Here is a 25,752-nt window from a genome sequence, read left to right on the forward strand (position 1 = left end):
CTGCGCATCAGGCCGGCGCAAGACCCACAGGTTTCTGGCCCGGATCGGCCACCCGCGTCGCGCGCGCCAGCAGCGCCAGCGCGCCGGGCACTGCGCCCAGCCCGGCCATCGCCGCCCAACGCCCGGCCGGGTGACGCGCCAGCGCCAGTGCCGCCATGGCGAGCCGCACCGGCCGGCTTGTGCGGGCAAACAAGGCGCGCTGAAAATCGTCGGCGCTCGCGCCGGCAGCGACCATCTCGGCCGCCAGCCGCCCGGAGGTGAGCGCGATGCCCATGCCGTCGCCGCAAAAACTGGGGATCACCGCCGCCTGATCGCCCAACCGCCACTGTCCATCGGGCGCCGCCCGCGCCAGATGGCCGTAAGGCACGCGGCTGATCGCCAGCGGCCGGGCCAGATATTGTTCGGCGTCTGCCAATGCCGCGAGGCCGGGCTCCCGCGCCAGCCGCGCCCACAGCGAAGGCCAATCGCCGAGGTCGCGATATTGCGCGCCATCGATCAGCAGGCACAGATTGAGTCGGCCGCCCTCCACCGGTTGCAGCCCGGCATAGCCGCCGTCGAAGAAGGTCACCGCCACCGTGCCGGCCAGCGCGCGGCTCAGGTGCGCGCTGCGCAGATACATCTTGAAGCCGATCTGATCCGGCCCGGCCGGCCGGGCATGGCCACGAATGTCGTGCTTGCCGCTGGCCATCAGCAGGGTGGGGGCGCTGATGTCGCCGGCGCTGGTGTGGGCGACGCAGCCCGAAAGGCCGCGCACCGTCACGCCGCGCTGCACGGCGACCCCGGCCCGCGCGGCCCGGTCCAGCAGCGCCTCATCCAGCACCCGGCGCGTCAGGCTGAGCGCCGGAAAGGGCAATTGCGCCGCCACTTTGCGCAGTCCGGCGTTGATCTCAACGCGCGTGATCGGCACGGCGCCGTGCGCGACCGGATCGACGCCCAGCCCCACCAGGGCCGCCACCGCCTCCCCGCTCAGAAATTCGCCGCAGATCTTGTCATGCGGTGCGCTTTCACGCTCCAGCAACACGGGTGCCGCCCCGGCACGGGCCAGATCGATGGCCGCGGCACAGCCGGCCAGGCCGCCGCCGATGATCAGGGCGCGTTTCACGGTTTCGGGCATGCTGCCACCGTATGGCGGAACGGCACATGCCAGCGCACCTGCGCCTGCACCCCGGCCTGATCCAGCAGCCGCGCCCAATCATCGCCCGTGAAGGCGCGGCGCACCGACAGCGCGCCATCATGGGCCACAATCGGATGCCAGCGCAGCAGCGCCGCCAGCGCGCGGAAGCCGGCCCAGGCGATGGGATGGCGATGCAGATCGTTGATCAGCCAGCCGCGCCGCGCCGATCCTTCCATCCATTTGATGAACCCGACCAGTTCGGCATCCTCCATGTGATGCGCGACCAGGCTGGAGATGATGAAATCCGGCTGGAAGCCCAGCATTTCGGCGCGGCCGGTGCGGTAATCAATGCCCAGCGCAGGATCGGTGGCGGCGCGCGCCACCGGCGCCGAGCGCGGATTGAGATCAATGCCGATCAACCGCACCTCCTTGCCGGAACGCTGCGCCCAGGTCGCGATGGCGCGCAGCATGTCGCCATGGCCAAAGCCGACATCAACCACCGAAAAGCTTTGCACCCCCCGCGTCTGCCGTTTCAGCCAGGCCAGGGTAGGCGGCCGCGCCATGGTGATCGTGTTCACCCGCGCCAGATCGGCAATCACCGCGGCGTAAATGCGCCGATCGAGATGATCGTCGTCCATCACCTCCGGCAGATCGGCACGGCGGCTGAAATCCAGCGGCGCACGCGGCCAGGCCGCCGGCACCACGAAATCCCGTGTCATCCGACCGCCGTGAAGCGGAAGCTTTCCGCCGCCAGCCCCGGCCCGAACGCCACGGCAAAGCCCGGCGTGCCGCGCGGCACCGCGGTGCCGATGCCGGCCATGATGCGTTGCAGCACGAACATCACCGTGGCACTGCTCATGTTGCCGCATTCGCGCAGCACGTCGCGCGACCAGTTCAGCGCCCCCTGCCCCAGGCCCAGCCCGGATTCGACCGCATCCAGGATGGCACGGCCGCCGCCGTGCACCGCCCACACGCCATATTCATCCGGGCTGTGGCCGCGCAGCAGATCGGCACCGGCCGGGCCGGCCAGCGCGCGCTGCAACAGCGGCGGCACCTGCCCGGACAGATGCATGTCATACCCCTGATCGCCGATCCGCCAAGTGATGGCATCGGCCGAATCGGCGACCGTGGTGGCGCGGAAATCGACCAGCGCCAGCCCGTGGGGATCGGCACTGACCAAAGCGGCCGAACAGCCATCGCCGAACAGCAGCATGGCGAGCAGGCTTTCCAGTTCGCCGGTTTCCTGGAAATGCAGCGTGCACAGTTCGATATTGACCACAAGCACCCGCGCCGCCGGATCGGATCGGACGAAATGATGCGCCAGACGCAGGCTGTTCACCGCCGCATAGCAGCCCATGAAGCCGACATGCGTGCGCTCGACGCCAGGGTGGAGGCCCAGCCGCTGGACGAGGATCTGATCGAGGCCCGGCGCCACCATGCCGGTGCAGCTGGTGACCACCAGATGGGTGATGCCCTGCAGCTCGGCCGCGCTCAGCCCCAGTCCGGCAATGGCCTCGACCGCGAGATCGGGCGCGGTGGCCTCGAATCGCGCCATGCGCTTGGCCGTGCCGGGGAAGGCGCCGGGGCGATAAAAGCCTTCAGCATCGGCGGTGAAGCCATCCGGGTCCTTCACCGGTGTGAAGAAGCTCCAGCGGTGATCGATGGCGGAGCGGCCAACCAGCCGCCGGAAGATCAACTGGTCACGGCGTTCCTTGATCATGGTGCCGACGAAATCGACGAAGGCATCGTGCACGTCGTGGGGTGGCAGCGCAGTGCCGATGCGATTTACATGCGCGATTGCGGGGGCAGCCATCACGATCCTTGATCTGAATGTGACGTCATAACTGCGCCCCCCAGCCTTGGGTTGCAAGTGCCGGCGCTGCGGCCGATGGTTGCGGATCATGATCACCCCGTTCCCGCCCGCCTCCGGAATCAGCGCCGTGCCCGGCATCCACGTCGGGCACGCCCACTGCGCGGCGGCCCGCACCGGCGTGACACTGATCGTGCCGGCCCAGCCCGCCGTGATGGCGGTGGAGGTGCGCGGCGGCGGGCCGGGCACGCGCGAGACCGATGCGCTGAACCCGATCAATCTGGTGGCGCGCGTGCATGGCCTGGCGCTGGCCGGCGGTTCGGTGTTCGGGCTGGCGGCCGGCGATGAACTGGCGCTGCTGCTCAGCCACGCCGGCCGCGGCCTGCCGATGGGGGCCGGCGTGCCGCCGGTGCCGGTAGTGCCGGCCGCCATCCTGTTCGATCTCGGCAATGGCGGGGACAAGAACTGGGGCCTCGATCCGCCCTATCGCCGGTTGACGCGCGAAGCCTTTGCGCAGGTCGGCCAGCCCTGCAGCGATGGGCATGGCGCGATCGGTGCCGGCCATGGCGCGCGATCAGGCAGCCGCGCCGGCGGCATCGGCAGCCTGGCGCGCGATATCGGCGACGGCGTGATCGTCGGCGCGCTGATTGCTGCCAACAGTTTCGGCGAAGTCTATGCCGGCGCGCCGCCCGACGATGGCCCGGTCGAAATGCCGAAACTGTCGGGAAACCGCGATTTCGGCCGCCAGAATACGGTGATCGGCGCGGTCGCCACCAATGCGCCGTTGACGCGCGCGCAGGCGCTGCGGGTGGCGATGGTGGCGCAATCCGGCCTGGCCCGCGTGGTGCGGCCGGTGCACACACAATTTGATGGCGATTGCCTGTTCGCCATCTCGACAGCACCGCCCGATCAGTCGCCTGTCGATGATGTGCAACTGGCGATCATTGCCAGTGTCGCCGCCGATCTGGTGGCGCTGGCCACACGGCAAGCGGTGGGGCTTTACTGATCCTGCAACTGGGCGATGCGGCCGGCCAGTTCGGCCAGGCGATCCGCATAGGCGGGGCGATCTGCGGCCGTGCTGGTGCCGAGATCCAGGGCCTGCAACCGGAACGCCGCTCCCGCCAGCGGCGCCAACGCGGCGGCCAGTGACGATTGCGCGGCTTCGGCGCTGCTGCTCGCGGCGCTGTCATCGGCGCTGCTCGTGGCGCTGCGCTGCGCCGTGGCCAATGCCGCCCGCGCCGGGGCCGCGGCCGCCGCCACCGCATCGATCAAGCCGGCGATGGCCGCCAGTTCGGTTTGGGCCTGGGCCAGAGTCGGCACTGGCACCGGTGGCGGCATATCGGGCGCAGCTGCGGGCGCAATTGCGATCGGCGGTGCGCAATCGGCCGCTGTGGCGCAGCGGCCGGCGCCAACGACATTGCGCGGCACCATGGTGGTCACTTCACCGGCGCGCGGCGCAAGGCTGGGCCAATCGGCGCGCCGGCCGCCACAGCCGGCCAGCGCGAAGGCGAGCAGCGGCACAACAAAAATCGGGTTGAACAGGCGCGCCATGGCCCCCGCCTAGAACGGCAAGGAAGAGGTTGCAATGGCTGACACGCGCCGCTAAGAGGCGCCTCCACAGTGCGCGCCCGTAGCTCAGCTGGATAGAGCATCAGACTACGAATCTGAGGGTCGGACGTTCGAATCGTTCCGGGCGCACCACTGCTTCAAAATGGCCGGGATCGTGCGGGGCACGGCGGCAGCACGCCCATGTTGACCAATAGATCCCCGCGACCAGGGCGTCGCAGCCAAGTTTCAGGCGGTTGGTTACGGCTTGGGGGTGGCCGGGGTGGAAGCTGCCGCGCGATCTGCGGGGCGACTCATCCCAACAGCAACACTCTTGGGGAACAGAAGTCCAGTTGGTGGAAGCCGGCTTTGGGCCTCAAATGCGGACGATTCATGCCAGCCGCGAGGTTCCTGAAAGCTGTCGTTCGCTGCTGGTCCGGTAAAGGCGCCTTGGCCGATCATTTCTTCATGAAACGCCTTAGGCCCAGCGGGAGCAGAACCAGCATGGCGGCGGTGGCCGAAATGATGCCGCCAACGATTACACAGGCAAAGGGACGCTGGGTTTCCGAACCGATTCCCGTGGACAGTGCGGCAGGCAGCAGGCCGAGGCCAGCCATCAGCGCCGTCATCAGGATCGGGCGCAAGCGGTCCACTGCCCCTTCGATCACCGCCACTTCAGGCGCATCACCGTCGGAAAAGCGCTGGGAGACATGTTCCAGCATCACGACGCCGTTCTGCACGGTAATGCCGGCCACCGCGATGAATCCAACGGCCGCCGAGATCGACAAGTGCAGGCCTGCGATTGCCAGCGCCGCCATACCGCCGACCAGCGTGAACGGGATCATCGCCATGATGAGGCCGGCAGACCGCACCGATCGGAAGGCGCCAAACAGCAACGCGAACACCCCAAGCAACGCCAGCGGCACGATCACCTCCAGCCGTGAAACCGCGCGCTGCTGATTTTCGAACTGGCCGCCCCACACCATGCGATAGCCGGGCGGCAGCCGGATCGCGCTGGCGACGCGCGCCTGGGCATCGGCGACAAAGCCGCCCTGATCGCGGCCATCGACATTCACTTTCACGGCCACGTTGCGGCCACCGGCTTCGCGGCTGATGCGGCTGGCTCCCATGCGCACTTCAATGCGCGCGACATCGCCCAGCGAAACGCTGCCGCCGCTCGGACGCGGGATTTGCAAGGCCGCCAGATCGGCCACAGCGCCGCGAGCATCGGGGGTGAAGCGGGCAACAATGTCGAACACCCGGTCGCCTTCATACACGCTGCCCACCGTGGCCCCACCAAAGGCCGCCGCGATCACCTGGTTGGCATCATTGCTGTTCAGCCCCAACCGGGCCAGCGCGGCACGATCCAGCACGGCACGCACTTCGGCCTGGCCGCCCACCTTGATGGCGGCCACGTCGGCAGCGCCCGGCACGGTGGCCACCAGCTTTGCCGTGCGATCCGCCAATTGTTCAAGGATGGTCAGATCATCGCCGAAGATCTTGATCGAGATGTCACCTTTCACACCGGATAGCGATTCCTGCACATTGTCTTCGATCACCTGGCTGAAATTGGTCGGCACGCCGGGCATGGTGGCGATCTTGGCCCGCATGTCGTTCTCCAGCGCTTCCTTGCTGGGGAACATGCTGCGCCATTCGTTGCGGGGTTTGAGATCGATCAGCATCTGCAACGACGATGGCCCCTTGGGATCGGTGCCGTCGTCGGGCCGGCCGGTTTCGCTCGAAACCTGGCGTACCTCAGGGTAGGACAGCATGATCTGGCGGATGCGCGCTTCAACGCCGCGCGTCGTGTCCATCGCGGCCGACGGCGTGAGCTGTACGGTCAGCCAGATATTGCCCTCATCCAGCTTGGGCAGGAATTCACTGCCCAGCTGCGGCACTGCCAGCGCGGTGACCATCAGCAATATGGCGGCACCCGCGACTATGCCAATGCGCTGCCCGTTGGCCCAGTGCAGCATCCGGCGATAGCCATCACGCAGCTTGTCGATCCAAGCGATATGCTTTTCGGCAAAATCATAGCGCTCGATCATCCACGACAAGACGGCCGGCAGATAGGTGAGGGTGAGCAGCAGCGCCGCCAGCAGCGCCAGGCTGAGCGTGAGCGCGACTGGCGAGAACATCTTGCCCTCCACACGCTGGAAGGTGAAGATCGGCACGAAGGCCATGATGATGATGGCCTTGGAAAACAAGATGGGCTTTGACAGGTCGGTCACCGTAGCGCGCAGCGTGGTCTGTTTCTGCACGGCGCTCAAGCTGCCGCCCTGTGTCGCGGTTTCCACCGCCAGCGCCACCATCAGGGCTTCCACCAGCACGACAGCGGAATCGATGATGATGCCGAAATCCACCGCCCCCATCGAGATCAGATTGGCCGGCACGTTCAGCTGATAAAGTCCGGCAAAGGCCGACAGCAGCGCCAGCGGGATCAGCATGGCCACAGCCGCCGCAGCCCGCCAGTTGCGCAGAAAGATCAGCAGGATGGCCGAGACCAGCGCGGCACCCGTGGCGAGGTTTTCGGCCACCGTATCAATGGTGCGATCCAACAGGCGGGTGCGTTGGTACGTGGGCCGGATTTGCACGGCCGGCTGACCGCTGCGCTTGGCATCGAGCGCGAAGCGGGCGTTCAATTGATCGACCGTATCGCGCACGCCCTTTACCACTTCGGCGGCATTTTCGTGACGCACCATCAGCACCACGCCTTCCACCACGTCCGGCTCGCGATCGAGCGCAACCATGCCGGCACGCGGGGAGGCATCGCCGATGCGGACATCGGCCAGATCGCCGACGCGCACGGTACGGCCATTGTCGGCCTTCACCAGCGTATCGGCAATGTCGGTCACGGTTTGATACAGGCCCAGCCCGCGCACCACCATGGCCTCGTCGCCCCGCGCCATGGTGCCGCCGCCCACATTGCTGTTGGCATTGCCAACCGCCGTCTGCACGTCGGCCAGGGTGACGCCATAGCGCTTCAGGGCGTCGGGCCGCACATTGATCTGATATTGTTTCAAGGCGCCGCCAAAGGTGGTGACATCCGCGACGCCGGGCACCATACGCAGCGCCGGGCGAACGACAAAATCCTGAATGGCGCGGGCGTCGCGCAGGGGCATGCCCTTCGGCCGCTCCAGCACATAACGATAGACTTCGCCCACCGCCGATGTCAGCGGCGCCAGGCTGGGTACCACACCGGCCGGCAGATCCGCATCGCGAAGTTTCTCCAGCGCATGGGCGCGGGCGAAATAATCATCGACACCGTCCTTGAAGATCAGCGTCACCACTGACAGGCCGGTGATGGAAACCGAGCGCATGGTGGTGACGCCCGGCGTGCCGGCCAGCGCCCGCTCGATGGGCAGCGAGACCGCCCGTTCCACCTCTTCGGGGGCTTGACCGGGCTGTTGCGTGATCACCACCACCTGCGTGTCCTGCACGTCGGGAAAGGCTTCGATCGGCAGGTTGAAGGCGGCGCGCACGCCGATGACCATCAGCGCGGCGGTCATGATGGCGATGAACACGCGGCTGGTGGTGGAAAAACGGGCAAGACTTTGCAGCATGGTTTTGCGGGTCCTTACTGGTCGCCAAGCTGGGCATTCAGCAACAGTGCGCCTTCGCCAACCACCGTGTCGCCAGGCTTCAGGCCAGCGGTGATCCAGCTATATTGTTCGCCGCGCACGGCCACGGTTACGGCCACCCGGCGGAACCGCCCTGGTGCGTCCTGACGGAACACATGATTGGTCTGCCCCCGTTCGAACAAGGCAGCATTGGGCAGCTTGACGCCGGTGCGACCATCATCGGCAACCAACCGCGCGGTGGCGAACATCTCGGGCTTCAGCGCCAAATCCCGATTGTCCACCCGCGCGCGCACCTGCACGCGCCGCGTGCCGGGATCGACGGCAAGGCCAATCTTTTCAACGGTCGCATCGAAGGCCCGATCGCCAAACGCCTGCACCCCAAAGCGCACGGATTGACCAATATGGAGCCTTGCAATGGCGCTTTCCGGCACGTCGATCAAAAGCCACAGGCGCGCCGGATCGGTAATGGTAAACAATGGTCCCTGCCCGGCGGTCAATTGCTGGCCGGGTTCGATCTGCCGGTCGAGCACGGTCCCGCCCAGCGGCGCGGTGAGCGCCAGCGAAGTGCCGCTGCTGTTGCCGCCCAGCGAGGCCAATCGCTGGCGGGCACGGGCCAGCTCGGCGCCAGCCAACCGGGCTTCGGCCTCGGCGCTTTCCAGCTCGCGCCGCGCCACCGCGCCGCCGGCGAACAGCTCGCGGGCGCGGCCAGCAGCGCGCGCCTTCAGATCCGCTTCGGTGGCGCTTTCGGTCAGATCGGCACTGGCCTGCGCCAGATCGGGCGCGTCAACGCGGGCCAGCGATTGGCCGCGCCGCACCCGGTCGCCAATGTCGGCCAGCAACGCCGTGACCCGCGCCGCCACCGGCGCACCCACACGTGCCGTCACCGCCTCATCCACACTCAGCCGGGCATTGAGATCGGCCGACACCGGCAGCGTGTCGTCCTGCGCCTTCACGAACTGCAGGGCATCGAGATCGGCGGAATCCGGCGCGAAGCTGATCACGCCAGGTTCGCTGGTCACCTTGGCGGGCGGCGGCGGTGAGGGATCTGAACAGCCGGGCACCAACGCGGCCAGGGCACAACACAGCAGCATTTGCTTCAGGATGGTGGATCGGATCATGTCTCATCTCCGCTGGTCCCGGCCTCCGCCGCGCGCAGTTGGGCGCTCGCGGCGGCTTCATCTTCCTGAGCGCCGACCAGGCTCAACGCCGCGGCCGCCAGCGTCCGCCGCGCATCGAGCAGATCGGTGAGGGGCAGCGCGCCGCGGGCATAGGCGAACTCGGCCGTGCCAGCCGCGCGCCGGGCAGCTGGCAGCAAGTTACCCTCCAGCCGGCGGCGGCGGTCACTGGCCGTCACCAGTGCGCTGCGGGCCGCGGCGATATCGGCGGTGGCGGCAGCCAGCGCCTTTTGTGCTGTGGCTTCGGCATCGCCCAGCACGGCGCTGGCGGTGGCAACTTCGCCGGAATAGCGGTTGAACACTTGCAACGGCACTGAAACGCCAAAGCCGACCGACCCACCGACACCCACGGGCTGCGCCTGATACTCATATTGCGCGCCCACGCTGATGTCGGGAGTGCGCAGGGCGCGGGCGCCAGCCAGAAGTTGCCTGGCCTGTACGGCACGGGCAGCGGCGGCGCGCACGTCGGGGCGCTGTGCCGCCACATCTTCGGGTGGTTCCGGCAGCGGCACCGCCGGCGCGGGCCAGGGATCGGCAGACTGCAACTGGGCGGCAACCGAGTCGCGACCGATCAATATGGCCAGAACGAATTGCGCCTGCGTCACGGCACCGCGCGCGCTGATCGCATCGGTATCGGCGCGCGCGGCTTCCACTTGCTGGCGCGCCAGTTCGCCTTCTGCAATGTCTCCGGCTTTCAGTCGGCGCTGCGCAATCGCCGCGCTGCGGCCCCAGGCGGCCGCAATGTCTGACAGAGCCGCCGCGCGATCCTGCGCGGCACGCAACGCGGCATAAGCGGTGTCCACCTGTGCCAGCACCTGCCGGCGGGCATCATCCAGATCGGCATCGGCGGCCAGCGCGCCGGCCGCGGCCGCGGCGATGCGGGCCTGGCGCTTGCCGCCCAGCTCGATCGGCTGATCGATGCGCACCACTTCGTCGATGGTGTTGCCCGGTTGCTGCGCGCCGAAACCGCGCGGACGCAACTGGGTCCCGCCGATGCTGAGAACAGGGTTTGGGCGTTCGGCCGCGATTGTTTGCCCGGCACGGGCAATGGCGCGGGCCTGACGAGCATGGATAAGATCGATGTTGGCAGCAGCAGCGGCATCCCGCGCCTGTGTGAGCGTGATCGGCAGGGCCGTCAGCACGCCGTTGGAAGGGGGTGCGGCCGGCCTGACGGGGGGGATGGCAGGTCCGGCCGCACGCTGGGCCATCGCCGGCACCGGGGGAAGTGCGGCGAGGGCGAGGAAGAGGAGTGAAGCACGGATCAGCTTTTCCGGAGTGATCATGATCGTGCTGGCCTCTTGTCCTTCCTGTCAGCCGGCCTTGGGGGGAAAAGGCCGGGTGACAGGAACGTTATGGGAGCCGAAGCATTGCCAAGCGATGGCGGTTGCATGAACAATCGTTTAGACAGCCAGAAGGCGCAAAACTGCTGATTTGGCGTGATATTCGCAGCCGGAATTGACCTGTTGCGGGGCGTTGCCTTTGCCTGATTTGGTTGGTTTTCATCGCCCCGAGCAGGAACCGTGCGCATGCGCCCGCAGTTGAGCTGCGTGTCGCCTTCGACCGGGACATTGCAATCCATGGGTGATGACCTGCCCAATTGGACACAGCACCACCGATGCCGAGCGTTCAAGCCTGCCCCAGCCAACGCGCGGCCCTGTCAACGCCGCGCTCACGGCCTTGACGACGACATAGAACATCTTCTGCCGATACACCTCGCAGGCATTGCAGCGGGGTGCCGCGCAAACGCTCGATCGCCGGGCGGGAGGCGGCGACCAGCTCCAGCTTCGCGGCAGCAGCAAGGCCCATACTGATCTTGTTGTGCATCGTCTTGCCCCGCTGCGGCTGCGAAAAGCGGGGCATAGACCAGCAATCGAACGGAGCGCTGTCGGTTAGGTGAAATCTGTTTAACGGGCAGATTTTCTGCGCGAGGCGTATCTTGGTCACTGCATCGCTTCGATGAGGGCGACGCAGCGAAGGACTGTCGATGCTCCATTCCGGCTCTCGCGCTGACGCGCTGCATGGCCCGCAGGCGCCGCGATCATGACGATCAACCACGCCAGCGGGGCCTGGTTGCCGCCAGCTATTGCCGTGGCGATGGCCATCGGCGTTGCATGGCTTGCAAGGTCACCGGAAATGCCTCTGGCGCCGCGAAAGGCCGCGGTGCTGCCGGGCCTCACAGCCGAAGACAGCGGCAACGGCAGCGGCATCATCGTCACCAGCGTCCAGAGCGCCAGCGCCGCCGCGCGCGCCGGTATTGCAGTTGGCGACCGCATCACGTCGATCGGTGGCCATCCGGTCACGGGGCTCGCGGCAGCACGAAACACCCTTCTTGATGAAAAACATGCTGTAATTGACATGCAGCTATATCATTCCCACTACGTGCGCGTTGTTCGCCTCATCCGCGCGCAGGAGCCGCCACATGTCGCGAAAGATTCTGGTGATCGAAGATGATGCGGTCGCTGCCGCCTTCATCGTCAAGGGCCTGACCGAAGCCGGGTTCAACGTGGACAAGGCCGAAAATGGCCGCGACGGCCTTTTCCTGGCCAGCGATGGCAGCTTTGACGCCATTGTCCTTGATCGCATGTTGCCCGGCATGGATGGCATGGCGGTGCTCAGCGCGCTGCGGGCCGCGCAGATCGAAACGCCGATCATCATATTGTCATCGCTCGGCACCGCCGAAGATCGCGTTACCGGCCTGACCGCAGGGTCCGACGATTATCTGGTCAAACCTTTTGCTTTTGCCGAGCTGCTCGCCCGCTTGCAGCGCATCATGAAGCGCGGCACGGCGGTTCCGACCGTCGAGACCAAGCTGGTCTGCCATGATCTCGAACTTGATCTGCTCGCCCGCCGCGTCCGGCGCGGCGATATCAGCGTCGCCTTGCAACCCCGCGAATTCCGCCTGCTCGAATATCTGGTACGGCACCAGGATCAGGTGGTGACGCGGACGATGATCCTTGAAGGGGTGTGGGATTATCATTTCGATCCAGGCACCAACATCATCGATGTCCATGTCAGCCGCTTGCGCCGCAAGATCGATGCCGGGTTCGACAAGCCGTTGCTGCACACCCTGCGCGGCGCCGGCTATCGCTTTGGCTTGGCTGACTGAATGGTGGGTGGCCGACGTTTCGGTTCGGTCACCACACGTCTGGTGGCCCTGTTCTTCGTGCTGCAACTCGCCGCAACCGCTGCCGTCCTGTTCTATGTCCGGCAATCGATCGCGGCAGAATTGACGCGAGAACAACAGGCCTTCGTTGCCGAACTGCGTGACGACCTTGTCGGCTCGCACGCGCGTGGCGGCGACCCCGCGCTTGCCGCTGAAATCCGTGAGCGCCTGACGACGCTGAAGGGCGAGAATCTTCTGCTGTTGATGACCGACGCCCGCGGCCGGATCGTGGCCGGCAACCTCGATGCCTGGCCAACCGTCATTCCGGCCACCACGCGCTGGCTGGCACTCGATCTGTTTCGCACCGGCAGCGAGAAAGCTGAACGGATCGGTGTCAGCGCTACCGTTTTGCCCGGCGGTACGCGCCTGCTCGCCGGCCGTGTTGTCGAAAGCGGACTGCAGATGGCGCAATTGAGTGAAGGCGTTCTGCTGGTGGCGCTCTTGATCGCAATGCCCCTGGCGTTGCTGGTGGCCTTCGCTGCGACCTGGCTGATCGAGCGGCGGATCGTGGGCATCGCCGAGACAGCACGCGTCGTGGGTGACGGCGATCTTGCCCGCCGCGTCGAACTTGACGGCAGCGACGATGCCTTCGACCGGCTTGGTGCCGGCTTCAACGCGATGTTGGCGCGGGTCGAACATCTGGTGGATGAATTGCGCGTCGTCACCGGCAGCCTCGCCCACGACCTGCGCGCACCAATTTTCCGCATCACAGCGACCCTGGAACAAGCCATGCAAGACACGGCCGACCCAAAGGCGTTAGCCGCGATGGATCGGGTCGCGACCGAAACCGGCATCCTCCAGCAAATGCTCGCGACCGCCATGCAGATCGCGCAGGCCGAAGCCGGTATCGGGCGCAACCGGTTCGCCGACGTGGATATCGGCGAAATGCTGACCGGCATCGCCGAACTTTATGAATATGCCGCCGAGGATCAGGGGATTGCCTTGAAGGTCGTCGGCGACGTCGGCCGATTCCGGCTGCACCATGAATTGATCGGCCAAGCCATTGGCAACCTGATCGACAACGCCCTGAAATATGGCGAAGGCGCCACCGAGATCATCCTGTCGGCGGAGCGGTACGCGGACGGTTTGCAGCTTATCGTCGCCGACAATGGGGTGGGGATTGCTGCGGTGGACCGCGCCATGGCATTGCAGCGTTTCGGCCGGCTTGATCCCAGTCGCCACAAGGCCGGCGCAGGGCTCGGCTTGGCGCTGGTGGACGCGGTGGCAAAACTGCATGAAGGCACCGTCGTTCTGGAGGATCATGATCCCGGCCTGCGGGCCATCATGGCGCTTGCCGGCGCAGCGCCCGCTGGCTGATCGATCACAAGGATCGTGGCGGCATCTGGTGTGCAGGCTTCAATGCCCGGCCACCGGCCCGCCGCCGATCCGCACCTTTGGGATCAACCAGACGGCGGCAGCAGCGCCGAAGAACAGCAATGCGGTGCCGGTGTAGATGTGCAGGCTGGCCACGGTGGCGGCTTGCACCTCCAGCAGGCGATCGATGCTGGCGCGGGCCTGATCGAGGCTGAGCCCTGCGCCTTGCAGCTTGGCGATGGTGCCATCGACGCCGTTCATCCCCTCGGCAAGATTGCTGCGCACCTGCCGCGATTCGCTGTCCCACTGGCTGCTGGCCAGCGCGGCGCCGATGGCGCCGGCCAGGGTGCGGCAGAAATTCTGGATGCCGGCCGCCGACACCGCTTCGCGCGGCAGCACGCTGGCACCGGCCAGGCTGGTGAGGCCGATGAAGAAGAACGGGACGCCGATGCCGGTGAGCAGATGCGGCAGCATCAGGTGGAAATAGTCGCTGTCCGTTGACCAGCCGCTGCGCATGTAGGCGATCAGGCCCATCCAAACGATGCCGAAGGTGACGGTGATGCGCGGATCGATGCGCGTGAGCAGCAGGCCGGCCGCGGGCGAGATCAGCACCGAAAACACCCCGATCCATGCCACCGTATAGCCGGCCTGGCTGGCGGAATAGCCCAGCACCGATTGCAGCCACAGCGGCGTGAGCACGACGATGGCAAAGAAGCAGCCATAGCCCAGGCTGATCACCCCGGTGGCGGCGGCGAAGCCACGGTGGCGGAATATCTTCAGATCGACGATCGGGTGTTCTTCGGTGAGTTCCCAGATGATGAAGGCGGCAATGCCGACGGCGGCCACGATGGCGAGGATGACAATCTCGGTCGATCCAAACCAGTCTTTCTCCCGGCCGGTATCCAGCATGATCTGGAAGGCGCCGATACCGATGACCAGCAGCATGAAGCCGATGATGTCGATCGGCTGGCGCAGAGGGGGGGTTTCGAAGGGTTTCAGCAGGCGCGGCACCACCAGCAGGCACAGCGCCACCACCGGCAGATTGATGAAGAAGATCCAGTGCCACGACAGATTGTCGGAGATCAGCCCGCCCAAGATCGGCCCGAAAATCGGCGCGGCCGTGGTGGTGGCGGCCCACAGGCCGATGGCGGCCCCGCGGCGTTCCGGCGGGAAGATCGATTGCAGCAGCGCCTGGCTGAGCGGCATGAGCGCGCCGCCGGCAAAGCCCTGGCAGATGCGGAACAACACCAGCGCCTGCAGGCTGGTGCTGAGCCCGCACAGCAGCGAGAAGAAGCCGAACCCGAATAACGACAGGCTGAACCAGCGCACCGTGCCGAACCGCGCCGCTGTCCAGCCGGCCAGCGGCACTGAAATGGCCTCGGCCACGGAGTAGCTGGTCACCGCCCAGGTGCCCTGCGATGGCGCCACGGCCAGACTGCCGGCGATGTGGGGGATCGACACGTTGGCGATGGTGATATCCAGCACCACGACGAAATTGGCCAACGCCAGCGCCATCGCCGCAGTCCACAGACGCGCGCCGGTGAGTGGCGCAGGCGGGCTCAATGCGGTGGTCACGGCCCCACTTACTTCCGGGTGTTGACGCTGGCGGTCATCGACAGACCAACGCGCAGCGGGTGGGCGCGCAGTTCGGCTTCATCCAGAGCGATGCGCACCGGCAGGCGCTGCACCACCTTCACCCAGTTGCCGCTGGCATTTTGCGCCGGGATCAACGCAAAGGCCGCGCCGGTGCCGCCAGCCATGCCGACCACCTTGCCGTGGAAAACGACATCGCTGCCATAGAGATCGGATTCGAGCTCGACCGTCTGCCCGGTGCGGATCGCCTGCAACTGGCCTTCCTTGAAATTGGCATCCACGAACAGGCCGGTGGTCGGCACCAGCGTCATCAACGGTGCGCCGCCGGCGACGCGCTGGCCGATCTGCACATTGCGATTGGTGACGATGCCGCCGATCGGCGCGCGGATGACGGTGCGGTCCAGATCGAGCCGCGCCCGCGCCACGGCGGCTTCTGCCGCCCGCACATCCGGCGCGGTGGCCACGGTGGTGCCGGCGACCATCGCGGCGGCCGCGGCCGCATCCCCGGCCGCCGATTGCGCGGTGGCGCGGGCGCTGGCGACGGCGGTGCGGGCGGCATCGCGCGCGGCGGTGGCGGCGGCCAGCGCACTGCGCGCCGCGGCCAGTTCCTCCGCCGAAACGGCGCCGCTGCCGGCCAGAGTCTGCCGGCGATCATAATCACCCCTGGTGCGCGCCACTTGCGCTTCGGCTTCGGCCAGCCGGCTGGTGGCGGCGGCAATCTCGGCACTGCGCCCTTGCACGCGCGCCGCTGCGGCCTGGGCCATGGCGCTGGCCTGGCCAAAGCGTTGCCGGGCCTGCGCCAGAGTGGCCTGCGCCTGGGCCAGCGCGATGCGGGCATCGGCATCATCCAGCACCACCAGCACATCGCCGACCTTCACAGCCTGGGTACCGCCGACCTTCACATCCACCACCGTGCCGGCCAGTTGCGGCGTCACCAGCGCGGTGTCGCCGCCAACATAGGCATTGTCGGTTTCTTCGATGCCGCGGGCAAACAGCGCCCACCAGACGCCGGCGAGCAGCGCGGCAATCACCACACCGGCAATGAGCAGCCGCAGCGCCCGGCTGCGCTTGGGGTTGGCGGTCGCTTCGGCAGCCGGCGGCGCGGACAGGTCAGTCATTGGCTTTGTCCTCTGAACGGAAACCGCCGCCCAGCGCGCGCACCAGCGCAACATCGGCAGCAAGGCGATTGGCGGCGAGATCAGCTACCGCACCGCGCGCGGCGACCACGGCATCATCGGCGGTGAGCACCAGCAACTGGTTGGACAGGCCGGCGTCATAACGCTGCGCCGCCACGCGCTGCGCCGCTTGCGCCTCGGCCAGCGCGGTGGCGGCAGACTGGCGCCGCGCATCCAGCGCCAGCACCGCGCCGGCCGCATCGGCGACCTCGTTCAAGGCGCGCAGCAGCGCGGCATCGTGCAGGGCCACGGCCGATTCCAGCCCGGCGCGGGCAACGCGCGCATCGGCGGCGCGGCGGCCGCCATCCAGGATCGGCAGGCTGAGCGCCGGGCCGAATTGCGCATAGAGGCTGCCGGTTTGCAGCAGATTGCCAAAGCCAAGGCTCTGCTGCCCCAGCGTGGCATTGATCGACAAATTGGGCAGGAAGGCGCGTCTGGCGGCGGTTTCGCGGGCGCCCGCAGCTTCGGCGCGCAGGCGGGCGGCGATGATATCCGGCCGACGCGCGATCAGGTTGATGCCGGCATCGGCCGGCAAACCCGGCAGCAGCGGGCGGATGGCCGGCGGCGTGATGGCCAGGCCGCGATCAGGCCCGGCACCGAGCAACAGCGCCAGCCGGTGTCGCGCCACAAGCACCAGTTGCGCCGCCGCCGCATGATCGGCCTGCGCCAGCGCCAGCCGCGATGCAGCCTGGGCGCGGGCGCCATCATTTTCGAGCCCGGCGCTGACCCGGCTGGCGGTGAGATGGAGCGTCTGGCGCCGGATGGCAAAGACATCCTGCGCCACTTGGGCACGATCGAGCGCCGCGCCATATTCGGCATAGGCCGCCGCCACGCTGGCCGCCAGCATCAGCTTGGCCTGGGCGCGTTCCACCGCGACCGCTTCGGCCTCACGGCGGGCGGCGCGCAATTGTGCCCGGCCTTGCCCCCACAGATCGAGCGACCAGCCGGCCTGCAGGTTGATCAGGCCGAATTCGCGCACACCGGGCGGCACGAATTGCGGCGGGATGCCGAGATTGCGCGATTGCTGCTGGCCGCCGCCGGCCGCGTTGGCATTCAGGCTGGGCAGCAGCGCCGCGCGCGACTGGCGGGCGGCCGCATCGGCAGCCGCCAGCCGGCTTTGCGCCAGGGCCATGTCGGGGTTGCCGGCCAGTGCTTCGGCGATCAGCGCGTCAAGCTGGGGATCGCCCCAGGCTTTCCACCAATTGTCCGCCGGCCAGTCGCGCACCGTTTGGCCCGACAGGCTTTGCGCGCTGGCGGCCGGCTGGGCCGCACGCAGCACCGGCGCATCGCCCAGGCGTGGCGGCGCAGCGCAAGCGGCGGCCAGCACAGGCAGGATCAACAGGAAAGGCTTGCGATGCACAGGCGACTCGCGCGATACTGGATGGTACAGAAAGGCCTTTGCAACCGTGCCCATTGATACGTCAAGTGAAATGATACTGACCGGTACAGACACCTATGTCGCAGCAGACCTGCACCCGGGCGCCAACCCGGATTGCCGGCGCCAGGCCTATATCACGGCCGCCCAGCGCCTGTTCTTTGCACACGGCTATGGCGCGACCTCGATGAACGCCGTGGCGGCGGCGGTGGGCGGCAGCAAAACAACGCTGTGGAGCTTGTTTCCGTCGAAACTCGCGCTGTTCGAAGCGGTGATGGAAGGCATCGTGCGCGATTATGGTACGGCGGTGAAGGTGGACATGGACAGCGCGCCCGACGTGCGCAGCGCCCTGCTGCTGATGGGACGGGCGATCATGACCACCGTCTTGTCCGGCCCGGTGATGGAAATCCAGCGTCTGGTGATCGGCGAAGCGGCGCGGGTGCCGGAACTGGGCCAGGTGATGTATGCGCTGGGCCCGGCCGAAGGCCTGATGCGGCTGGCCGCCTATCTGCACCGCCAGATGCAGGCCGGGCGATTGAAGGCCGGTGATCCGCGGCTGGCGGCGCAGCAGTTCAGCGGGCTGTGCCGGGGCGGCGTGGTCGATCGGCGCATGGTGGGCATCGTTGGCGATGATGACGAAGCCGAGGGCGAACGCGAGGTGCAGGCGGCGGTGAAGGTCTTCCTGTCCGCGTGGTCAACCTAAAGAAACGCCCGCAGTTCTGCCATGAACCGGTCGAACTGGTCGTGGTGCAGCCAGTGGCCGGCGTTTTCGAATGTCACCACCCGGGCATTCTGGAAATGGGCGATGCGGCCATCATCCACCGGGTTGGATGCCCAGCTTTTTGCACCATACATCAACAGCGTCGGGCAGGTGATGCGCTGCCACAACTGCATCACCAGATCGTTCGGCATGTCGTGCAGCCACGGCAGGTGCAGATAATTGTCGAATTTCCAGCTGTAGCTGCCGTCCTCGTTGCGGTGGGTGCCGTGGATGGTGAGGTGGCGGGCCTGTTCCTCGCTGAGGAAGCTGTTTTCTTGATGCATGCGGGCGAATGCCTCTTCCAGCGTGGCATAGCGCTTGGGGCTTCGGGCGGCGGCCGCGCGCTTGGCATCGATCCATTCGCGCTCGCGCGTCCCAAAATCGGTCTTCTGCCGCTGCGCGATCATCTTCGGGCTCGGGCCAAGGCCTTCGATGGCGACGAGCTTCTTCACATGTTCGGGATACAGCCCGGTGTAGCGCAGCGCGATATTGCCGCCCATCGAATGCGCCACGATGGTGACCGGCGCCAGCTTCAACTGATGGATCAACTGCGCCAGATCATAGACATAATCATGGGTGATATAATCACCATCGGGCGCCCAGGCGCTGTCGCCATGTCCGCGCCAATCGGGGGCAATGATGTGCCAATCGCCCTGCAATTCGCGCGCCACCCAATCCCAGCTGCGGGCATGATCGCGCCCACCGTGCAGCAACAGCAACGGCGGCGCGTTGGCATTGCCCCAATCACAATAATGCAGCCGCAGCCGCTGCGAGATGAAGCTGTGCGAGGTGGGGCCCGAATTGATCATGGCGTTCGGTTGGCGCGTGGCGGCGGCGCTGTCAATCAGGCGGGTGGCAGGTCGGCCTGGTGCTGATCACCGCGGGTGAACACGGCGTCATCGGGCAGGATGGCGGTGATGGGGATGTCGGCACTGCCGGCCAGCCGCTGGTAAAGCGGGCCGAAATCCGTCTCCAGCGTGACGCGCAGCAGATCGGCGAAACTGTCGATGACGAAATAGGCCTGCTGATAAGCGTCGATCCGATAGGGCGTTTTCAACACGCGTTCCAGTTGCCAGCCAATTCGGTTGGGGCTGCTGCTATCGAGCGCAAACCGCGTCTCGCCATGGCTGGAAACGATGCCGGCGCCGTAGATGGCGAGGCCCCCATTGCCTTTGGCCCCGCTGCGGATCAGGCCGAATTCCACCGTGTACCAATAGAGCCGCGCCAGCCGGCCGATGGCATCATATTCCAACGCGCGCAGGCCGCCCTGGCCATAGGCCTGCATGTAATCGGCAAAAGCCGGATGCGCGAGCAGCGGCACATGGCCGAACACATCGTGGAACACATCGGGTTCCTGAAGATAATCGAGCTGATCGGGCCGACGGATGAAATTGCCGGCCGGGAAGCGCCGATTGGCGAGATGATCGAAAAACACCGCATCGGGCACCAGGCCCGGCACCGCCACCACCTGCCAACCGGTCAGCGCCATCAGCTGATCATTCAGCCGGGCAAAATCCGGCACGCCGGGCCGGCCGAGATCGAGCAACCGCAGCCCTGCCAGAAATTCGGGCGCAACCCGGCCGGGCAAAAGCTGCGTCTGCCGATCGAAAAGATGATCCCAAACGCGGTGATCGGTGGCGGTGAAATGCGCCCAATCCTGGGGGACGGTCCAATCTGGGGAAGGGGCAACGGTGATCACGACTTCAGTGTAGCAGGCGCGCCGCTTGGGCGGAAACCCCAGGCGGCGCGCTGCCCTCATGGCCGGCGGATATAGCTGGCGGACTGGCAGACGATGAAGAGGCACACCTTCATGGTCACGCTGTTTTCACCGGTCAGCCGCACGGTTGCCGGCAGCTTGCGGCTGCCATCATGATAGCGGCCCTGCCAGCGGCCGGTGCCAGCCGGTTCCAGCCCGCTGAGCACCACCTGCGCCTTGCCTGGCGGCTTGAGGTTGCTGCGGTCGAGGCCGATGGCGCAAAGCTGGCCCGATTGATCGGCGCACGGCGCGATCATGGCGGCGCCGGGGCCGTTCACCTCCACCCACACCCCGACCAACGAAGCAGGGGTGCCGGAGGCAGCGTGGCCAGCCACGAAGCTGGCCGCGAGAAGAGCGAGATATTTTATCATGGTCTGGTTTCCTTTTGCGATGTCGGGGTTCAGGCGGCGGCAGTGGCCGCCAGCGGGCGGCGGACAGCCGCAGCGAAATGCGCGTGATATTGTGGATGTTCGGTGCCCATCCAGCGATCCCACCATGTAAAATACAGGCCGAAGTTCCAGCCGGTCTTGGCGTGGTGCAGATCATGGTGGGTCGTGCTGGTCATCCAGTCGAACAGCGGGCGGCCATCGGCGCGCGCTGGCATCACTTCGATCCCGCAATGCAGCAGCGTGTTGCGCACGATCTGGTGCAGCGCGAAAATCTCCACCACGGTCCACTGCGTCGGCACCAGCAGCACCCACAGCGGCACAAAACTGCCCATCAGCACGGCTTCGGCCAGATCGAAGCTGTAGGCGGTGAAGGGCGACGGGTTGTGGCTCTTGTGATGGCGCAGATGCACCCAGCGGAACCAGCGCTTGTCGTGCGACAGCCGGTGCACCCAGTAGAAATAGGTGTCGTGGCCGACGACCATCAGCACCAGGCTGAGCCAGAACCAGCCCTGCCCCCAGCTTTTGGCGATGGCATTGCCGTCGATCCAGCCGTCTTTCAGCGCCAGCGTCGCGCCCAGCGAGAGCGTGGCAAAGACCATCACTGAACGCAGGGAGTGGAAGAATTCGCTGCGCAATTGCTTTGCTGGCGGGCACTGATCCCGGATGCGGCGGCGGGCCAGTGGCCGGGCCAGCACCACCCAGAGCAAGGCCCAGGTCCCGATGGCGAAAATGGCGTAGCGGATGAGATCGCCGGCCATCAGCAACAGCCAATGCCGGAAGAGCGGATCGAGTTCGAAATTGGTCAAGCGTGCCTCCTGTGGTTGGGGTGGCACGCTTCTGGCTTGGCGCGGGGCGGCGGGTCTCGCCGGGGGTGAAAATCGCTGGCCGGTTTCGAAATCAGCCAGAGTTTTCGGGAATCGGCGAGCTTTGGACGCTGCTGGTGCGGCGATATTCGGTTGGCGTCAGGCCGGTGGCGTCGCGAAAGGCGCGATTGAATGGCCCCAACGAGCCAAAGCCTAAATCAAAAGCGATGGCCGCGACCGTGCGGCCAGCCGAATCCGGCGCAACCAGCATCGCCTTGGCCGCATCGATGCGCAGGCCGTTGATGAACGACGGGAAGTTGCGGTGGCCCAGCCGATCGTTGATCAGGCGACGCAGACGATGTTCGGGCAGGCCAACCGCAGCAGCAAGATCACCGATGGTCAGCGCCTCGCGCCGCCACAGCGCGTCGCGTTCGATCACCTGGGCCAGCCGTTCGAGCCAGGGGGCATCGGGATCGGCGCCATCGTCGGGCGATGCCGGCGCCGGGGCCGCCACACCAAACAGCACGGCGCGCGCCTCCAGCAGCACGGTGGCGCCGAGCAGCCCCAGCGCCGCCTGCAAGCCTGCATCAACCAGGCCATACCAGCGCGAATTGATGCCGGCGATCATGCCGATCTGCACCAGGCTGATCAGCACGGCATAGGCGGCAACGATGCCCAGGAACGGAACGCGCAGCCGGCGGCGCTCCTCGATCAGATCGACCTGGCCCGATCGCACGATGAACAGCATAGCATTCGCCGAGAGCCCCAGCCCGACCAGATTGTGGAGGGTCCACAGAACGGCTGCGATGGCGTCGGGTGCAAACTGGGCACACAGGCCGATCAGGATCAAGCCAGCGAACGGCGCCAACAAGGCCGGCGACAGGCGGCGATCCTCGAACAAGACGGCTGCGAACAGCCAGAAGGCGCCGCCCCCACCAATCTGGATCACCCAAAGCAGATGGGTGAGCGGGCCCAGCAAGTGCCGGATCGATGCATCGCCATTCAGCACGAAGGCCAGGTTGGACAGGATGAACAGGATCGTGGCGAAGCGCAGGCTGGCATCACGGGCACTGCGCGCCAGCGCCAGGCCGAACGCCACTTGCGCGCCCACCGCCAGCCCTCGCAACAGCAGTTCGAGCGTTTCCGCGCCGTCCATGCATCACCTTTCCGCTGCCGCACTGGTAACCGACGGCCACGGCGCGCGCCAGCCACCCTGCCACAGCCGCCAGACTTCCCCGCCGCAGCAGCGCAGGCTAACGAAGGCGGGAAAGGGGAATATCATGGCGCTGCCCGCGGATCGCACACCAGTCATCATCGGCGTGGGCGAGGTGCTTGACCGGCCCGGCGATCCGGCGGCGGCGCTGGAGCCGCTGGCGCTGATGGAGGCAGCGGTGCGGGCCGCCGATCAGGACGCCGGCGGCGGCTTTCTGGCGCGCATCGACAGCCTGGATGTGATCAACCTGATTTCCTGGCGCTATGATCGGGTGGCGGCGCGACTGGCGGAACGGCTCGGCATCGTGCCACCGCGTGCGGTCTATGGCGTGGTGGGCGGCGAGACGCCGACGACAAAAATCCACGAAGCCGCGCTGCGCATCATGAACGGCAATTCGGTGGTGGCGGTGGTGACCGGCGGCGAAGCCCAGAATGCCGTCGCCAAGGCCAAGGCCGCCGGGGTGACGCTGCCATGGACTCCGCCGGCGAAAGTGCCGGAAAATCCGATCATCCCGTCCGAACATGTCACGCCGCTGGGCATGAGCCACGGCATTTTCCAGCCGATCCACATCTATCCGCTGTATGAAAATGCCACGGTCGCGGCGTGGGGGCTCACCCCCGCCGCGGCGCTGGCCGAAAGCGGCGCGGCCTATGAACGGATCAGCGCGGCGGCTGCCGCCAACCCCAACGCCTGGGGGCGAAAGGCTTACCACGCGGACGACATCACCACGGTGACCGACGACAACCGCATGATCTGCTGGCCCTATACCAAGCGCATGGTGGCCAACAACAATGTCAACGCCGCCGCGGCCGTGTTGATGACCACGCTGGCGGCAGCGCGTGCGGCCGGCATTCCGGAAGCCCGCATCATCCACATCCATGGCGGCGCCAGCGCCGGCGAGCCGATGGATTATCTGAAGCGCGATCAATATGTACATTCGGTGGCGCAGGATGCCGTGCTCGGCCAGGCGATGCAGATTGCACCGCAGGGCTTTGACCGGGTGGAACTCTACAGCTGTTTCCCGACCGTGCCGAAGATGGCGCGGCGCACGCTGGGGCTGGCGGCCGATGTGCCGCTTTCGGTGACCGGCGGTCTGTCGTTCGCGGGCGCCGGCCTCAATTGTTACATGCTGCATTCGGCCTGCGCGATGGTGCGATCCTTGCGCGCGGCGCCGGCCGATTCGGCTTTGCTCTATGGCCAGGGCGGTTATGTCACCAAGCATCATGCGCTGGTGATTGGCTGCCGCGCCGCCGAGCCGGCGTGGCTGATGTTGAACCGCGATGAGCAGGATGCTTGTGAGGATGCGCGGGGCGACGTGCCGCGTTTTGACGGCGGCTATGCCGGGCCGGCGCGGGTGGAAAGCTTCAGCATCGTCTTTGGCCGCGATGGCCAGCCCAGCCATGGCAGCGTCGTCGGGCGGACGCCGGCGCATGCCCGCGTGTTCGGCAAGCTGGACATGGCCGACACGGCCGCGCTGGCGACGTTCCTCAGCCTCGATGCCTCGCCTGTAGGCTTGCCCGGCGTGGTGAGCGTCGGCGACGATGGCCTGCAACACTGGGCGATGGGCTGAACCCCATTACCGGGGGGCCAGGGCGGCCTCATCGACCACGCCGTCGCGTTTATACAGCCTGCCGCCCTTCATGACATGCGCGGGGTTCTGCAGCAGAGCGATGGTGTGCAGCACGTCGCCGCGCACCGTGATGATGTCGGCATATTTGCCCACTGCGACGGTGCCGCTGTCGCCTTCCACGCCCATGAACTTGGCCGGCCAATAGGTGGCGGCCTGGATGGCCTCCATCGGCGGCACCCCCAGATTGTTCACCCAGGTATCGAGCTCGCTCCAGGTGGTCTGGCATTGGAAGGCGGTGGGCACGCCGCTGTCGGTGCCGATCAGCAGGATGGCGCCGGATTGGCGCAACTGCTTGAACTTGGTGTCCAGCGTCGGTTTGCGGCGCGGGATCAGTCGGTTGTATTCCAGCGCGGCGACGTCCTTCAATGATGCCTTGATATCGGCGATCGTGTCGGGCTTCAGGCCGCGCTTCCAGCAGGGATCGTCGATCTGTTCCGGATTGGTGATCAGATTGGCGTTGTTGTACAGGCTGGTGATCGTCGGTGTCCAGAACAGCGGATTGCCGCGCACCCGGCCTTCGGCAGCGCGAGCTTCGATGGCCAGCATGATGTCGTCCGGATAACGCGGCGCCGCACCCAGCCCGGTATGCTCGAAATTGTCGACGCCCGCCTTCAGGCCGATGCGGATCTCGTCGGGCAGATGGCTGTGGCCAACAACCTTCAGGCCCAATTTATGCGCTTCATCGACCAGTGCCCGCGCAGTGGCTTCGCCCATCTCGTCCTGATCGATCATCTTGATGATATCGACCCCGGCGGCCTTCAGCGTGCGCACCTTGGCGCGGGCATCGTCGGGATCTTTCACGCCCCAGCGGTAGAAATCGGTGCCTGGATAGGGCTTTTTCTGCAGGAACGGCCCCGACACATACAGCCGCGGGCCCGGCAGGCGGCCAGCCTTCACATCATCCCGGATGGCGATGGATTCGGCCAGCGGCCCGCCCAGATCGCGGGCGCTGGTGACGCCGGCGAGCAACAATTGCGCCGCGCTGGCCGGCATGATCTCCGGCCCGAAGCGCGCCCGATAGGCCTGGTGCCAGTGCGAATATTCGGCGTGGCCATTGAGCATCAGATGGACGTGCATGTCCCACAGGCCGGGCAGCACATCCATGCCTTCGGTGGAGACAACCGTGGCCCCGGCCGGCACCGGCAGCGTCGCCACCGTGCCGATCGCGGTGATGCGCTCCCCTTCTACCAGGATAACGCTATTGGCCAGCGGCGGGCCACCCTGACCGTCGATCAAGCGGCCACCAACCAGCGCGGTGATGCCGGCGGCGTGCGCGGCGGTGGCAAGCAGCGCAAGCAACGCGAAGATGATGGCCCGCATGTCTGTGTTCTCCCGATATAAGTCAGGGTGGGCTGC

At 66.6% G+C, this 25,752-nt stretch carries 23 protein-coding genes and 1 tRNA gene; 7 read left to right on the forward strand and 17 right to left on the reverse strand.

Going from position 1 to position 25,752, the window contains the following annotated elements; translation table 11 throughout:
• Positions 1-7: 7 nt before the first annotated feature.
• Genes AC6UUM_RS15480 through AC6UUM_RS15490 form a run of 3 tightly spaced genes read right to left on the reverse strand, consistent with a single transcriptional unit; the run spans position 8 to position 2,927 of the window.
• Positions 8-1,114, reverse strand: a complete 1,107-nt coding sequence (locus tag AC6UUM_RS15480; protein WP_500803140.1) for an NAD(P)/FAD-dependent oxidoreductase — start codon at positions 1,112-1,114, stop codon at positions 8-10.
• A complete protein-coding gene (locus AC6UUM_RS15485; protein ID WP_500803141.1) occupies positions 1,099-1,833 on the reverse strand; it encodes a methyltransferase domain-containing protein in 735 nt (244 codons plus the stop codon). Before AC6UUM_RS15485 ends, AC6UUM_RS15480 begins: the two co-directional genes overlap by 16 nt.
• Positions 1,830-2,927: a type III polyketide synthase gene (locus AC6UUM_RS15490; RefSeq protein ID WP_500803142.1), complete on the reverse strand. Its 1,098-nt coding sequence runs from the start codon at positions 2,925-2,927 to the stop codon at positions 1,830-1,832. The genes AC6UUM_RS15485 and AC6UUM_RS15490 overlap by 4 nt, the downstream gene beginning before the upstream one ends.
• An 88-nt stretch (positions 2,928-3,015) precedes the next feature.
• Between AC6UUM_RS15490 and AC6UUM_RS15495 the strand changes: the two genes are divergently transcribed.
• On the forward strand, positions 3,016-3,930 hold the full coding sequence (locus tag AC6UUM_RS15495; RefSeq protein WP_500803143.1) for a P1 family peptidase: 915 nt from the start codon (positions 3,016-3,018) through the stop codon (positions 3,928-3,930).
• On the opposite strand, the gene AC6UUM_RS15500 is transcribed toward AC6UUM_RS15495, so the two are convergent.
• Positions 3,924-4,475, reverse strand: a complete 552-nt coding sequence (locus tag AC6UUM_RS15500) for a hypothetical protein (protein ID WP_500803144.1) — start codon at positions 4,473-4,475, stop codon at positions 3,924-3,926. The genes AC6UUM_RS15495 and AC6UUM_RS15500 overlap by 7 nt on opposite strands.
• A 73-nt stretch (positions 4,476-4,548) precedes the next feature.
• Between AC6UUM_RS15500 and AC6UUM_RS15505 the strand changes: the two genes are divergently transcribed.
• A tRNA-Arg gene (locus AC6UUM_RS15505) sits at positions 4,549-4,625 on the forward strand.
• Between the two features lie 302 nt (positions 4,626-4,927).
• Here AC6UUM_RS15505 and AC6UUM_RS15510 read toward each other — a convergent pair.
• The 4 genes from AC6UUM_RS15510 to AC6UUM_RS15525 all read right to left on the reverse strand — a co-directional run bounded on the left by AC6UUM_RS15510 (position 4,928) and on the right by AC6UUM_RS15525 (position 11,049).
• Positions 4,928-8,032: an efflux RND transporter permease subunit gene (locus AC6UUM_RS15510; protein ID WP_500803145.1), complete on the reverse strand. Its 3,105-nt coding sequence runs from the start codon at positions 8,030-8,032 to the stop codon at positions 4,928-4,930.
• A 14-nt stretch (positions 8,033-8,046) separates the two neighbouring features.
• Complete coding sequence (locus AC6UUM_RS15515; RefSeq protein ID WP_500803146.1) at positions 8,047-9,168, reverse strand: efflux RND transporter periplasmic adaptor subunit; 1,122 nt, start codon at positions 9,166-9,168, stop codon at positions 8,047-8,049.
• Positions 9,165-10,508: a TolC family protein gene (locus AC6UUM_RS15520; protein WP_500803147.1), complete on the reverse strand. Its 1,344-nt coding sequence runs from the start codon at positions 10,506-10,508 to the stop codon at positions 9,165-9,167. The genes AC6UUM_RS15515 and AC6UUM_RS15520 overlap by 4 nt, the downstream gene beginning before the upstream one ends.
• A 343-nt stretch (positions 10,509-10,851) precedes the next feature.
• Positions 10,852-11,049 (reverse strand): hypothetical protein, encoded by a 198-nt coding sequence (locus AC6UUM_RS15525; RefSeq protein ID WP_500803148.1) that lies wholly within the window; start codon positions 11,047-11,049, stop codon positions 10,852-10,854.
• 216 nt (positions 11,050-11,265) lie between these two features.
• Here AC6UUM_RS15525 and AC6UUM_RS15530 point away from each other — a divergent pair, with 216 nt between their 5' ends.
• From AC6UUM_RS15530 to AC6UUM_RS15540, 3 genes are read left to right on the forward strand one after another with little or no spacing between them, the layout of a single operon-like run.
• Complete coding sequence (locus AC6UUM_RS15530) at positions 11,266-11,676, forward strand: PDZ domain-containing protein (protein ID WP_500803149.1); 411 nt, start codon at positions 11,266-11,268, stop codon at positions 11,674-11,676.
• Positions 11,645-12,331 (forward strand): response regulator transcription factor, encoded by a 687-nt coding sequence (locus AC6UUM_RS15535; RefSeq protein ID WP_500803150.1) that lies wholly within the window; start codon positions 11,645-11,647, stop codon positions 12,329-12,331. The genes AC6UUM_RS15530 and AC6UUM_RS15535 overlap by 32 nt, the downstream gene beginning before the upstream one ends.
• Positions 12,332-13,705, forward strand: a complete 1,374-nt coding sequence (locus tag AC6UUM_RS15540; RefSeq protein ID WP_500803151.1) for a sensor histidine kinase — start codon at positions 12,332-12,334, stop codon at positions 13,703-13,705.
• Between the two features lie 39 nt (positions 13,706-13,744).
• On the opposite strand, the gene AC6UUM_RS15545 is transcribed toward AC6UUM_RS15540, so the two are convergent.
• Genes AC6UUM_RS15545 through AC6UUM_RS15555 form a run of 3 tightly spaced genes read right to left on the reverse strand, consistent with a single transcriptional unit; the run spans position 13,745 to position 17,830 of the window.
• On the reverse strand, positions 13,745-15,277 hold the full coding sequence (locus AC6UUM_RS15545) for a DHA2 family efflux MFS transporter permease subunit (RefSeq protein ID WP_500803152.1): 1,533 nt from the start codon (positions 15,275-15,277) through the stop codon (positions 13,745-13,747).
• An 8-nt stretch (positions 15,278-15,285) separates the two neighbouring features.
• Positions 15,286-16,413, reverse strand: coding sequence for an HlyD family secretion protein (locus tag AC6UUM_RS15550; protein WP_500803153.1), 1,128 nt, complete (start codon positions 16,411-16,413; stop codon positions 15,286-15,288).
• Entirely contained in the window at positions 16,406-17,830 is a 1,425-nt protein-coding gene (locus AC6UUM_RS15555; RefSeq protein WP_500803154.1) for an efflux transporter outer membrane subunit, read from the reverse strand. The genes AC6UUM_RS15550 and AC6UUM_RS15555 overlap by 8 nt, the downstream gene beginning before the upstream one ends.
• Before the next feature lie 70 nt (positions 17,831-17,900).
• Here AC6UUM_RS15555 and AC6UUM_RS15560 point away from each other — a divergent pair, with 70 nt between their 5' ends.
• Positions 17,901-18,548, forward strand: coding sequence for a TetR/AcrR family transcriptional regulator (locus tag AC6UUM_RS15560; RefSeq protein WP_500803155.1), 648 nt, complete (start codon positions 17,901-17,903; stop codon positions 18,546-18,548).
• Here the strand turns inward: AC6UUM_RS15560 and AC6UUM_RS15565 are convergent.
• The 5 genes from AC6UUM_RS15565 to AC6UUM_RS15585 form a co-directional block, all read right to left on the reverse strand.
• The gene (locus tag AC6UUM_RS15565; RefSeq protein WP_500803156.1) at positions 18,545-19,414 is read right to left on the reverse strand and encodes an alpha/beta fold hydrolase; all 870 of its coding nucleotides are present in this window, start codon (positions 19,412-19,414) and stop codon (positions 18,545-18,547) included. The genes AC6UUM_RS15560 and AC6UUM_RS15565 overlap by 4 nt on opposite strands.
• Before the next feature lie 35 nt (positions 19,415-19,449).
• The gene (phhA, locus tag AC6UUM_RS15570) at positions 19,450-20,364 is read right to left on the reverse strand and encodes a phenylalanine 4-monooxygenase (protein ID WP_500803157.1); all 915 of its coding nucleotides are present in this window, start codon (positions 20,362-20,364) and stop codon (positions 19,450-19,452) included.
• Positions 20,361-20,732: a hypothetical protein gene (locus AC6UUM_RS15575; protein ID WP_500803158.1), complete on the reverse strand. Its 372-nt coding sequence runs from the start codon at positions 20,730-20,732 to the stop codon at positions 20,361-20,363. The genes phhA and AC6UUM_RS15575 overlap by 4 nt, the downstream gene beginning before the upstream one ends.
• A gap of 29 nt (positions 20,733-20,761) precedes the next feature.
• Positions 20,762-21,556, reverse strand: a complete 795-nt coding sequence (locus AC6UUM_RS15580) for a sterol desaturase family protein (protein WP_500803159.1) — start codon at positions 21,554-21,556, stop codon at positions 20,762-20,764.
• A 91-nt stretch (positions 21,557-21,647) separates the two neighbouring features.
• Positions 21,648-22,709 carry an AraC family transcriptional regulator gene (locus AC6UUM_RS15585; protein WP_500803160.1) on the reverse strand — a complete coding sequence of 354 codons (1,062 nt, stop codon included), beginning with the start codon at positions 22,707-22,709 and terminating at the stop codon, positions 21,648-21,650.
• A gap of 124 nt (positions 22,710-22,833) precedes the next feature.
• Between AC6UUM_RS15585 and AC6UUM_RS15590 the strand changes: the two genes are divergently transcribed.
• Positions 22,834-24,336 carry a TLP1 C-terminal extension domain-containing protein gene (locus tag AC6UUM_RS15590; protein ID WP_500803161.1) on the forward strand — a complete coding sequence of 501 codons (1,503 nt, stop codon included), beginning with the start codon at positions 22,834-22,836 and terminating at the stop codon, positions 24,334-24,336.
• A 6-nt stretch (positions 24,337-24,342) separates the two neighbouring features.
• On the opposite strand, the gene AC6UUM_RS15595 is transcribed toward AC6UUM_RS15590, so the two are convergent.
• A complete protein-coding gene (locus tag AC6UUM_RS15595; RefSeq protein ID WP_500803162.1) occupies positions 24,343-25,716 on the reverse strand; it encodes an amidohydrolase family protein in 1,374 nt (457 codons plus the stop codon).
• Positions 25,717-25,752: the final 36 nt, after the last annotated feature.

The sequence above is a fragment of the Sandarakinorhabdus sp. genome (assembly GCF_987265915.1).

What these genes read in the sequence shown, in the direction of transcription:
- AC6UUM_RS15480 (WP_500803140.1), bottom strand. Translation starts at nt 1,114, where the DNA reads ATGCCCGAAACCGTGAAACGCGCCCTGATCATCGGCGGCGGCCTGGCC.
- AC6UUM_RS15485 (WP_500803141.1), bottom strand. Translation starts at nt 1,833, where the DNA reads ATGACACGGGATTTCGTGGTGCCGGCGGCCTGGCCGCGTGCGCCGCTG.
- AC6UUM_RS15490 (WP_500803142.1), bottom strand. Translation starts at nt 2,927, where the DNA reads ATGGCTGCCCCCGCAATCGCGCATGTAAATCGCATCGGCACTGCGCTG.
- AC6UUM_RS15495 (WP_500803143.1), top strand. Translation starts at nt 3,016, where the DNA reads ATGATCACCCCGTTCCCGCCCGCCTCCGGAATCAGCGCCGTGCCCGGC.
- AC6UUM_RS15500 (WP_500803144.1), bottom strand. Translation starts at nt 4,475, where the DNA reads ATGGCGCGCCTGTTCAACCCGATTTTTGTTGTGCCGCTGCTCGCCTTC.
- AC6UUM_RS15510 (WP_500803145.1), bottom strand. Translation starts at nt 8,032, where the DNA reads ATGCTGCAAAGTCTTGCCCGTTTTTCCACCACCAGCCGCGTGTTCATC.
- AC6UUM_RS15515 (WP_500803146.1), bottom strand. Translation starts at nt 9,168, where the DNA reads ATGATCCGATCCACCATCCTGAAGCAAATGCTGCTGTGTTGTGCCCTG.
- AC6UUM_RS15520 (WP_500803147.1), bottom strand. Translation starts at nt 10,508, where the DNA reads ATGATCACTCCGGAAAAGCTGATCCGTGCTTCACTCCTCTTCCTCGCC.
- AC6UUM_RS15525 (WP_500803148.1), bottom strand. Translation starts at nt 11,049, where the DNA reads ATGCACAACAAGATCAGTATGGGCCTTGCTGCTGCCGCGAAGCTGGAG.
- AC6UUM_RS15530 (WP_500803149.1), top strand. Translation starts at nt 11,266, where the DNA reads ATGACGATCAACCACGCCAGCGGGGCCTGGTTGCCGCCAGCTATTGCC.
- AC6UUM_RS15535 (WP_500803150.1), top strand. Translation starts at nt 11,645, where the DNA reads ATGTCGCGAAAGATTCTGGTGATCGAAGATGATGCGGTCGCTGCCGCC.
- AC6UUM_RS15540 (WP_500803151.1), top strand. Translation starts at nt 12,332, where the DNA reads ATGGTGGGTGGCCGACGTTTCGGTTCGGTCACCACACGTCTGGTGGCC.
- AC6UUM_RS15550 (WP_500803153.1), bottom strand. Translation starts at nt 16,413, where the DNA reads ATGACTGACCTGTCCGCGCCGCCGGCTGCCGAAGCGACCGCCAACCCC.
- AC6UUM_RS15560 (WP_500803155.1), top strand. Translation starts at nt 17,901, where the DNA reads ATGATACTGACCGGTACAGACACCTATGTCGCAGCAGACCTGCACCCG.
- AC6UUM_RS15565 (WP_500803156.1), bottom strand. Translation starts at nt 19,414, where the DNA reads ATGATCAATTCGGGCCCCACCTCGCACAGCTTCATCTCGCAGCGGCTG.
- phhA (WP_500803157.1), bottom strand. Translation starts at nt 20,364, where the DNA reads ATGAGGGCAGCGCGCCGCCTGGGGTTTCCGCCCAAGCGGCGCGCCTGC.
- AC6UUM_RS15575 (WP_500803158.1), bottom strand. Translation starts at nt 20,732, where the DNA reads ATGATAAAATATCTCGCTCTTCTCGCGGCCAGCTTCGTGGCTGGCCAC.
- AC6UUM_RS15585 (WP_500803160.1), bottom strand. Translation starts at nt 22,709, where the DNA reads ATGGACGGCGCGGAAACGCTCGAACTGCTGTTGCGAGGGCTGGCGGTG.
- AC6UUM_RS15590 (WP_500803161.1), top strand. Translation starts at nt 22,834, where the DNA reads ATGGCGCTGCCCGCGGATCGCACACCAGTCATCATCGGCGTGGGCGAG.
- AC6UUM_RS15595 (WP_500803162.1), bottom strand. Translation starts at nt 25,716, where the DNA reads ATGCGGGCCATCATCTTCGCGTTGCTTGCGCTGCTTGCCACCGCCGCG.